Source organism: Flavobacteriales bacterium (assembly GCA_013001705.1).
GTDB lineage: Bacteria > Bacteroidota > Bacteroidia > Flavobacteriales_D > JABDKJ01 > JABDLZ01.
In genome coordinates, this window is record JABDLZ010000209.1 from 1 (window position 1) to 11,114 (window position 11,114).

The 11,114-nt window shown below is 49.6% G+C and carries 7 protein-coding genes; 3 read left to right on the top strand and 4 right to left on the bottom strand.

Annotation, left to right across the window (positions count from 1 at the left end; genetic code table 11):
* A partial coding sequence (locus HKN79_08515) for a CoA transferase (GenBank protein ID NNC83607.1) occupies positions 1-138 on the bottom strand: 138 nt, incomplete at its 3' end.
* Positions 135-1,538: an MBL fold metallo-hydrolase gene (locus tag HKN79_08520; GenBank protein ID NNC83608.1), complete on the bottom strand. Its 1,404-nt coding sequence runs from the start codon at positions 1,536-1,538 to the stop codon at positions 135-137. The genes HKN79_08520 and HKN79_08515, both read right to left, overlap by 4 nt.
* An 86-nt stretch (positions 1,539-1,624) precedes the next feature.
* On the opposite strand from HKN79_08520, the gene HKN79_08525 reads away from it, so the two are divergent.
* The gene (locus HKN79_08525) at positions 1,625-2,026 is read left to right on the top strand and encodes a hypothetical protein (protein ID NNC83609.1); all 402 of its coding nucleotides are present in this window, start codon (positions 1,625-1,627) and stop codon (positions 2,024-2,026) included.
* Positions 2,027-2,071: 45 nt separating this feature from the next.
* Here the strand turns inward: HKN79_08525 and HKN79_08530 are convergent, their stop codons facing one another.
* Positions 2,072-5,005 carry a T9SS type A sorting domain-containing protein gene (locus HKN79_08530; protein ID NNC83610.1) on the bottom strand — a complete coding sequence of 978 codons (2,934 nt, stop codon included), beginning with the start codon at positions 5,003-5,005 and terminating at the stop codon, positions 2,072-2,074.
* 41 nt (positions 5,006-5,046) lie between these two features.
* On the bottom strand, positions 5,047-7,992 hold the full coding sequence (locus HKN79_08535) for a hypothetical protein (protein ID NNC83611.1): 2,946 nt from the start codon (positions 7,990-7,992) through the stop codon (positions 5,047-5,049).
* A 316-nt stretch (positions 7,993-8,308) separates the two neighbouring features.
* Here HKN79_08535 and HKN79_08540 point away from each other — a divergent pair, with 316 nt between their 5' ends.
* A complete protein-coding gene (locus HKN79_08540) occupies positions 8,309-10,801 on the top strand; it encodes a T9SS type A sorting domain-containing protein (GenBank protein NNC83612.1) in 2,493 nt (830 codons plus the stop codon).
* Between the two features lie 120 nt (positions 10,802-10,921).
* Positions 10,922-11,114 (top strand): hypothetical protein (locus tag HKN79_08545; protein ID NNC83613.1); only part of this gene is annotated, 193 nt, incomplete at its 3' end.

The following is an 11,114-nucleotide window of genomic DNA, read 5'->3' on the forward strand; positions in this document are numbered from 1 at the left end:
CATGTCCCCTCCACTGTTCCTATTCTCCACTTTCAGGACTTCGGCACCGAGTTCTGCCAAGAACATCCCAACAGCTGGACCGGCAAGTACACTGGCCAGCTCCACTACCCGGATACCCTTGAGTGGGGCTGAGGTCATACCTCGAAGGATTGACCCAATTTCGGAATGATGACTTCCTTGAATCCGGCCTTTTTCAGTTCTGCTGCGAAGATTTTCTGTCGCTCTTCCACACCATGCACCAGATAGATCTGCTCTAGTTTCTCCCGACTCTGATTGTTCAGGTAATCTATCATCTCGCTCTGATCGCCATGAGCTGAGAAGGAGTGCATGCGTTTGACCTGGGCCTTCACCTTGAGTTCTTCACCGAAGATCTTTATCTCTTCTGCACCTTGGGCCAATTGTGCGCCTATGCTGCCTTCTGCGCAGAATCCCACGATGAGGATGCAGTTCCTTGGATCCTCGATGTTGTTCCTCACGTGATGCAGGATCCTTCCAGCCGTGATCATCCCTGATGCGCTGATGATGATGCAAGGGCCTTTCAAGTCATTGATGCGTTTCGAATCTTCGACCTTGCGCACATAGTTGAGCTTGGACCAACCGAAGGGGTCAGGATCCTGAAGCAGATACTCCAGGATCTCATGGTCGTAGCACTCGGGATGGGTCTTGAATATATCGGTCGCATTGACGGCCAAAGGGCTATCAACATACACTGGGATGTTCGGTAATTTTCCTTCATTGACCAAGCGGTCCATCATGTAGACCAGCTCCTGGGTACGGCCTACAGAGAAGGCGGGAATGATCAATCTGCCTTTGCGCTCTACACAGGTCTGATGGATTACATCCAGCAGTCCTTCCTGCTCTTGAGGTGGGGCAGGGTGTTTCTTGCCTCCGTAAGTCGACTCACAGAGCATGATATCAACATGAGGCATAGGTTCGGGGTCACGTAGAATGGGTCGCTCCGGTCGCCCGATGTCTCCGGTGAATCCGATGGTGCGCATCCCTTCTTCGGTATCTAATTTAAGAGTGATGCTAGCAGAGCCCAAGATGTGGCCACTGTCCCTGAAGAGCAGTCGTATGCCTGGACCTACATCATACCATTCCCCATAGCCGATGCTCACGTATTGGTTCATGCACTTCTCTGCATCCTTGACGGTATAGAGGGGACGGTGTTTCTTCTTGGATTTCTTTCGCTTCTCACGTTTGTTCTTGTATTCTGCGTCCTTTTCTTGGATAAATGCGCTGTCAAGTAGCATGATATTGCAAAGGTCGCGCGTGGCGTAAGTGCAGATGATCGGTCCTTCGAATCCATCCTTGACCAGTTTGGGAATGCGGCCCGTGTGATCGATATGAGCATGGGAGACAATGAGGTAGTCGATGTCCTTGGGGTCGAACTTCCAGGTCTCATTGAAATTCTCCAGGTCGATGTCATAGCCTTGATAAAGACCACAATCCATGAGGATCTTTCGTCCATCGTCCAAAGTGATCAGGTGACAGCTCCCAGTCACGGTTCCAGCTGCTCCACAGAATGTGATCTTCATAGTTCTGAGTCTTTCTACAAATAAAAGGAATAGGGAAGGTCTGAGCGATTCATCAGTGCATCCACTTTCCCATTACATTCGCCTTCATGAAAAACACTTTGAATTCTGCTGCTCTATCTGTATTGACCTTGATCGCACTAGCTAGTGTATTGATCTCTTGTGGACCGAAACAGGATCTGGTACAGGCAAGTCCTGCTGAAGAGAGTTCAGAGGAGGCCGAGAAAGAAGAGATCCTCAGTGAAGAGGAGATGTTCTTCAAAGGATATCGGAAGGGTGCTGTGGTCCATGATCCAGAATTGGATGGTACGTGTGAATATCAGATCTTCTTGAACCTGACGGAGAAGCTCGAGACTTTGGAATTCCCAGAGGATTTCAAGGAAAACGGTCTAGAAGTCTATGTCAAATATTCTCTGCAGCGCAGACCTCAGCAATGTGAAGGAAGCCAGCCGGTAGATATCATAGACATCAAAAAAATAGAGGAGCGGTGATACCGCCCCTCTGATTCTTTCAATTATTCTACTCGACTTAGTGGGTCATCTCACGATGATGCGCTTGACTTTCCCTCCTTGCTGATCTCCTAGACGGATAAGGTAGGCACCCGGAGTCGCATAGGACATATCCAGGTCGTACTCGTACACGCCATTCACCGGATAGACCCAGTTCTGTGCCACCACTTGTCCAGAGGTATTATATATGGCTATGATAAGATCCTTGTTGAGGGTCTCATTCACGAAACGGATATTGAAGCGGTCATCCTCAAAAGTTGAGATGATCATTTCACCATCACCGAGATAGGATTCATTCAGTCCAACAGAACCGATATTGGCGGTATAGTCCTCCGTTTCACCATAGGTGGTCTCTTCGCAAGCATCCGTTGGAACTGGATTGTTCCAATTGGTCTTAACGCGCATGATGTGCTCACCAAGAGTAGCATCAACAGGTACGACCAGGTCCATGGTCTCGGTATAGGAGCCTCCTCCTTGACCATCTGCGATCACGTAGTTATCGACCACTACTTCTTCATCTTCAAAAACGAAGTTGTCGTTCATGTCGATCCAAGCCACAACATACTGCGATCCATACTCGGTGGTAATGGTCAGGTCATAGGTGGTTCCTTGATCCAGATTCACAGTCAGGTCGGTATAGTCACCATAACCATCCGGATCACACCCGGAATTGTTGTCGATGTTGGAAAGGATCAATTGAACGATACCATCTCCCAATGTACAATTGGTCTGAGGTTGGCAGAACTGCTTGGTCACCGTCTCTGTGGATGAGTCGTTGCTGGGATCGCTGTCGGATGGGAGAGAGGTATAGGCTGTGATCTCATAATCTCCTATCTGACTGAAGTCTCCAGTCTCTGAGAAAGTATAGGACATCTCCGTATCTCCTTCTAGGATATCGGCCACATTCTCGATGATCGGAGCACCGGCATTGATCGTGTATGCTACATCGAAACCCGATTGGGCTTCTCCACCGAAATTCTGAATGGTCACAGTGATTGCTTCCGATCCAGTAAGATCTGTGCTGCTCACCGGTGCATCGATACTGGTCACACCAAGGTCGTTCGGGTCCAAGTGGGTGACATCTGAGACCGTTGCATCATTACTCGTATCCTCATCTCCTGAGAGTGAAGTGGTAGCTGAGATCATATAGGTCTGTCCTTGTACAGAGAAATCACCCGTCTGCGCAAAAGTGTACTGCACATTGGCTCCACTGGCTATAGGTCCCGGGACCGTGCCGGTCTGCGGTGTACCTCCATCTATCTGGTAGCTGACGGGAACATTGCTCTGCTCATCGATTCCATAGTTACGTACGGTAATGGTCACTGCTTCAGCAGCTCCGAGGGTCCCGTTTACCGGAGCGTCTACACTGATCACTCCTACGTCCGTATTGAAGTCAGGGGCAAGCTTGAATACACCCACTACATTATCTCTTCCCGGATTGTGATATTCCGCGATGTGCCAGAAGGTCTTCTCATCTTCCGGATCTACCGTGAGGTGTACGTAGTCGGCCAGTCTATTACCAGGACAGTCATTCGATCCTTGAGCGATCAAGGTCTCTTCTACCGTCATGACTCCCAGAGGATCGGCTGCGTAGCGTCCTGTGTATTGGATAGCGATGCTCTCTGTAGAACTCACCGTGGTGTAGGCCATTCCGATATTCCCGCTCTCATCCATGGCCATGGATGCGGAGAAGGCATCTTTCTCATTCGTGGAGACATAGGTCCCTTCCTGATAGATGCTCCACGGTTCACCGTCCGCATCTTGACGTAGCTCGTACCAACGGATAGCACCGGTCTCACCGGCCGTCCCATCAGCGTCCACCAAGAAGTTGAAGACCGCTGAGTTATAGGTCGGGAACTTCCGGAATTGTGCCTGATTCATTACCGTTGCCTGAAGTCCGTCTACATCAGGCCCTGTGGGTTGTTCGAAATTGGAGAAACTTCCTCCATCGAATACACTGGTGAAATCCTCTGTGACGATCTCTTCGGGTCCGCTGATCGTTGAATTAGCAATGTTACCCCAGTCTACATCTATGGTCCAGAGTTTCAGATGGTCATCGGAAATTCCGCCCCAAGCATCATCCTGCAGATACACGATGGTAGCGTCACCTGCGGCAGGGAGGTCTCCACCTGTGACATTGAATGCTTGCGGGCTATAGAATCCACTGGTGGCGATACCCGTCAAAGGGAAACCGACATACTGGACCGGATTTCCATCGAGCATCTCATCTCGCTCGACCACCCACACGCGGTCGCCATTAGCTCCATTGTTGACATTGGCAGTCACATAGTAGCCATCAGACCAGATGGAGAATTTGGTATAGTCTGGGAATGAACCGGTAGTGAATTGGGCCTGATAGACAAACCATCCGTCATTCACCGGGTCAGGTCCTTCGGAAATGGCCATTTCGAATCCGTTGGGAGAAGCATCGAATTCGGTGATGATATAGCGGTCTGCCCACTTATCATAGAGTACGATCGGATCCCCAAGAGTATTGTTGGTCAATACCGTTCCCAATGATGCTTCAGGGACCAAAGGGTTTCCGTCCTTATCGAAGATGCGGAAACCGAAATTCCAAGCTGCGAGATAGTGATTCGGCCCTACACAACCTGTCGGGTCGGTAACACCTATATTGGAGTTCTGGTCTGCATCGAAGACAAGTAGAGGCTCCTTGCTCTGATATTTAATTGCGGTCTCTTGAAGCAGTCGCAAGGGATCGTCTCCCTTGGGATACCCTTTCCCAGGTACACTCTTATTGGCCCCTCTTCTTTTAGGTGGTGCTTCATGTACTGTTCTGTTATCTGCGGGTATGAAGGTCCCGTTCTCAAGCTGTTCTGCTATGCTCGGCACATAGCGTATATTGGTGACAAGCCCATTGGATGAAGGACCGGCCGTTTTAGAGTTCTGCCCGAAACATACCAGGACAGCAAGAATAGAAAGGGTCGATAAGATCTTTCTCATGGTCTATTGAAGGTTAATCGTTATTGGTTTTGAATTGAATCTTATTGAACGATGATGCGTTCGATCTTTCCAGCTCGGTCATCACCGATGCGTATCAGGTAGGCTCCTGAGGCTGCATAGGACATATCCAGGTCATAGGTGTAGACGCCATTGGATGGGTATATCCAATTGAAAACGACCATGCGACCTTGGGTATCCATCACTTGGAAGGTCAAGGGATCATGACTCACTTCGCTATCGAAATAGATCTGGAATCGGTCATCACCGAGGGTGCGTATCTCGATGTCATTGGGTCCAAGGATGCTTTCTAACAAGTCGACCGATCCGATGATCACCTTATAATCTTCTGTCTCACCAAAGGTGGTCCCATTACAGGCATTCCCGGGAACTGTTCCATCCCTGTTGGTCTTGACGCGTAGGAGATGTTCTCCAAGATCATCATCCGACTCGATCTCCACAGGTAGGATGTCTGTGTAGAGACCAGGTCCTTCTCCTTCAGCGATCTCTGTCGAGCTCAAGACCGTCTCCAATCCCGTGAAGGTGAAACTGTCATTGAAGTCCACCCAAGCCCTTACGAACTGGGAACCGTGCTCGGTAGTGATGGACATGTCATAGATGTTCCCTTGGTTGAGTGCAGCTACTTGGTCCAGAAATGCGGAATATCCGTTGGTGCCGCAGTCGGAGATATTATCGATATTCTCCAGGACCAGATGGCGGATTCCATCTCCTTGGGCGCAGTTGGAGACCGGCTGGCATACATTCTTAGGAACAGTGATGATATAGGAATCGTTGTCAGGTTGTGTATCGTCCGTCAGTGAGGTGAAGACATTCAACTCGAAATCCCCGATACCGTTCATATCGGCTTCTGCATCGAACTCGTACTGCATGTACTCCCCAGGACCGAGCGGACCGGCCACGGTCTCGATCACAGGGGTTCCACCATTGACACTGAATCCCACCAAGAAATCACTGTGGGTAGTTCCACCATAATTATGGATGGTCACGGTGACATCCTCATCATCCGGTTGTTCATCACCGACAATGGGTTCACTGATATACACCACACCAAGGTCATTGGGCATGAGGTTGGTGGCTGAAGTGCTGTAAGCGTCATTGGTCGCGTCTTGATCTGTTCCCAAAAGGGTAGTGGCGAAGAGCTCATATTCCTGATCGGTGACAGAAAGGTCTACAGTTCCAGTCAACGTATACTCGATCATGGCCCCCGGAGCGATCTCTTCGGTGATGATACCGGCCAATGGAGCTCCTCCATCCAAGGTGAATTCTACTGGGACGTTCGAAATCGGATCGATACCGAAATTCCGGACCAGTACAGTCACAGATTCGTCTGTTCCCATGGTAGAGGTGGTAGGAGAGAGTATGTCTACTACACCCACATCCGTATTGAGGTCGGGGGCGATCTTGAATACCCCAACTACATCTTTTCTGATCGGATCGAAGTACTCGGCAATGTGCCAGAACTTCTTCTCATCCACCGGGTCAACCGTGCAATGCGTGTAATCCGCGTATCGAAAGCTGGGGTCATTGCCTGAGCCTTGAGCGATCAGTGTTTCTTCCACGGTCATCGTATTCAAAGGATCGTTGGCCAGACGGCCGGTGTATTGGATTGCGATATTCTCTGAAGAACTCACTGTACTATAGGCCATCCCTATGTTCCCATTGGCATCCATGGCCATGCTGGCCGCAAATGCATGTTTACCTCCGGCCGGGCTGGTATAGGTACCTTCTTGATATATCTCCCAAGGCTCCCCATCTGCATCCTGTCTGAGTTCGTACCAGCGGACAGCCGCTAATTCTCCAGCACCCAAGGCATCGACCACGAAGTTGAATACGGCTGAATTATGGGTCGGGAATTTCCTGAACTGGGCCTGGTTCATGATGGTAGCCTGTAAGCAGTCGATATCGGGACCGGAAGGCTGCTGAAGGTTGGAGAAGCTTCCTCCGTCAAAAACACCGGTGAAGGTCTCGGTATTGATCTGCGTGGCACCACTGATCTCAGAGTTGTTGATGTTGTTCCAATCCACATTGACATTCCAGAGCTTGAGATGGTCGGTACTCACTCCGAACCACGCATTGTCCTGCATGTATACCACCGTAGCATTACCCGGTTCGGGCATCTCACCGCCCGTTACATTGAGTACCTGCGGACTGTAGAATCCGAATGTGGCGATACCCGGCAATGGGAATCCTACGTACTGCGCGGGAAGACCGTTGAGCATCTGATCACGCTCTACCACCCAGATACGGTCGCCATTGGCTCCGTTGTTGACATTGGCCGTCACGTAATATCCGTCCGACCAGATGGAGAACTTGGTATAATCCGGGAAGCTCCCTGTAGTGAATTGGGCCTGATAGAGATACCAACCATCATTCACCGGATCCGGACCTGCACACACGGCCATCTCGAATCCGTTGGGACTGCTATCGAACTCGGTGATGATGAATCGATCGGCCCACTTATCATACATGATGATCGGGTCTCCTAGATTGTTACCGGTGAGCACGGAAGAAAGAGAAGCTTCTGGAGTGAGAGGAACCCCATCCTTGTCAAAAATGCGGAAAGCCGTGTTCCATGCTCCCAGATAGTGATTCGGGCCAACGGCTCCGGTCGGATCACTTGGGGTGGAACCATTGCTAGGATCTGCATCGAAGACCAATAAGGGCGGATTGGATTTGAAGGTGTAGCTATTCTTCTGGAGCTCGTAAAGCGGGTCATCTCCTAGAGGAGTTCCCTTGCCAGGGACCACTCGGTTTCCGTCCCTGCGCTTGGGATTCATCTCCTGATCACCTGTGCGCTCTTCCGCTGGGATGAAGGTCCCATCCTTGAGTTGCTGTGCAATACTCGGAACATAGCTCACCTCGGTGATGATCCCATTGCTGGATGGCCCGCTCGTCTCGGGAGCTTGGGCATCAGAGGTAAGAAAAGAACAAAGAACGATGAGGCTAAGGAGTATCCTTCCTAAAGTCATGAAAGTGGTATTTGAGATTTACTGAGAAAACTAGAGCGCTGCGAAACTACCCATTATATAAGAAGAGTTCGGTCGGTGAGAAAGGGTCAGAAGGATCAAATCCTTCACCATCATTGGACTCTAAAAAGGGTGCTCGAAGGAGAATGCAGAGTGCTTTGCCCGCTTAGGAAGTAGACCCGCTCGGTCAGCGTTTGTGAACGAGTGATGGTCTTGACGTATATTCATGCGGCCGATAGACCTGCTATAATCTGCACAAATGCCGATTGCTTGATAATCAAGGCTGTATACATTTGAAACCGGAACAAACCATCAATCCATGAAACAACTATACGTATTTGCAACCTTCCTTCTATCCATGACCCTTACAGCACAGGACTGTACGGTCATCGATTTCACCATGACCACTGAGAACTGGGGTCAGGAGATCTCTTGGAATATAGCCGATGAATTCGGCAATGTGGTCTATGAGAACAATGTCCAATACACGAGCTACTCCTCGTTTACAGAGACTACATGCATATATGATGGGTGCTATACGCTCAATATGTTCGATTCATTTGGAGATGGATGGAATGGAGCTATACTCAATGCTCAATACAATGGTCTGTCACTGGCTTTTCAATTGTCGCAAGGCGAATTCGGACAAGCCGCCTTCCCAATCAATGTCACAGATTCATGTGATGTGGTGACTACGGATGTGTACGGCTGTACCGATCCTTCAGCTTCCAATTACAATCCTTTTGCCACCATCGATGATGGAAGCTGCTACTATCAGAACGATAGCATAGCTGGATGCACCGACCCGGCTGCTTTGAATTACAATCCCTGGGCGTCTATTGATGATGGTTCATGTGTGTATCCGGTAGAATGTGCTGACAATGAAGTACTGGCCAATGCTTATGTCTGTGTCTTCAGCAATGGGATGGATGTAGGTTTCGAGATCACTGACGATCAAGGCAATGTGGTCTATTCGCAACAGGGCTACAACAACTTCGCAATCGACAACTTCGATCTATGCTTGGAACTGGGAGTCTGCTACACAGCGCACTTGACCAATCTGAGCGGCCCCTTCGGCTGGTACAATGGATACTTCTGGATCAATTCCGGTGGAGCGCAGATCCTCACGGGCACCTTAGTGGATGGCCAAGCGCAGATGTCCATCGATTTCAGTGTGGACGGTACATGTGGGGACATACTCGGATGCACCGACCCCAATGCGGCCAACTATAACGCTAACGCGACTATTGATGATGGAAGCTGTGTATATGCACCTGCCAACGACCTGTGTGCCGATGCCATTCCATTGCAAGAGGGAACTATACTTATTGACAATACCGGAGCCTTGCAGAACGAAGGCGTCTGGGGGGATTGCTGGTCATTCGGCAGTGGGGAAGGAGAGCAGTCCAGTCTCTGGTTCTCATTCACTACGCCTCCCGATACAGCACGCATCATCATCGAGGCTATTGGTGATGGAACGTACACATTGACCGATACTCAATTCGGACTCTTCGAAGAGTGTGGAGGGGAGATGATCGCCTGTGATGGTAATTCTGGAGAAGGCCTCCTTTCTAAATTCGACTTCCAATGTGGAGAATTGGAGCCGAACACCGAGTACATCCTCATCGTGGATGGATACTACGGAGATGCAGGTACATGCTTCCTATCCTATACGGTCACCTCAGAGTGTAGTGATCCGGTCTACGGTTGTACCGACCCGAGTGCATTGAACTATAATCCAGATGCGAATGTGGATGATGGTAGTTGTTACTATCAGACCGATAGCTGTGCGACTAACAATCTCCTGATCTCCTTTGTCGCGGGAAGTTGGGCAAACGAAGTGTCCTTCGAAGTGGTATCCAATGGAACACTTCTATTCTCCAGTAATGGATTCCAGTTCGAGAATCAAGGGCAGTATTTCTTCACTGTATGTATCCCTGATGGATGCTATACCTTGAATATGTATGACTCGTTCGGAGATGGCTGGAATGGCGGAGAGATCTATCTCAATGTAGATGGTACCTGGATCGCTGAAGGCATCACGATAGAACAAGGGGAATTCGGTTCCTACACCTTTGGGATCAATGACCCTGACTGTGGATCCGGTACGGGAGATGTCTACGGTTGTACCGACCCTCTCGCCCTGAACTACAATCCACAGGCGACCATTGATGATGGGACATGCTACTATGATTCTACCAACACCTTCTGCAATGCGTACTTCCAAGTACTGAGCATCGACCCTGAGAATGACGTGGTGTACATTGAGAATCTGTCCACCAGTGGACCGAATGCATACTATTTCTGGGACTTCGGTGATGGCGGCTATTCCTATGATGAGAACCCTACCTACCAGTATGCCGAAGGCGGTGACTACATCGTATGCCTGACGGTATATGATGGAGTATTCTGCGCCTCTACATATTGCGATACCATCAGCTATGATCCAGGAGGATTTACCGATGGATGGGGAGAAGAAGCTCCAAATGGAAACCCTGTAGGCTGGTGGATCAATGTGGTGCCTCCAAATTCTACAGGCATCGAGGATGTGAATGGGCTGGATGATTTCCAACTCTATCCAGTACCTACGACCGACCTCCTCACCGTACGATTGAACAGTGCGCTCGATCAGGATATCCAGATAGATATCACGGATCTACGAGGTAGGCTGGTAGAAAGACTTGCATTCGATAAGACCGGTGTGAATGAGATCATAGAGATCAACACCTCTGATCTGGAAGCCGGAAGTTATCTCATCGAATTGACCGGTACTGAAGGACGTGTCACCAAGCGATTTGAGGTGATACGCTGATTTAAGAACTCGCTTTACATATACCCGAAGAGGCGGCCTTTTAGGTCGCCTTTTCTTTTTTCTACACCTCTGGATGAACCCTTGAGCGGGTGACGTGTATGACCTATCAAATTAAGGGACATGCAACTCATCCACTCCTTCACCTCCAGATTTCATGCACTGCAGATCGATGCGCGTAAATTCCAGATAGTCTATTTGGGATTCTTCTTGATACTAGGCACCTGGATCTTGGCCTGGGATACCCAAGCCCATAAAGTCATGGTGGTATTGGGAACTGCTCTGGCAACTCAGACATTCTTCATAGCGACAGGCA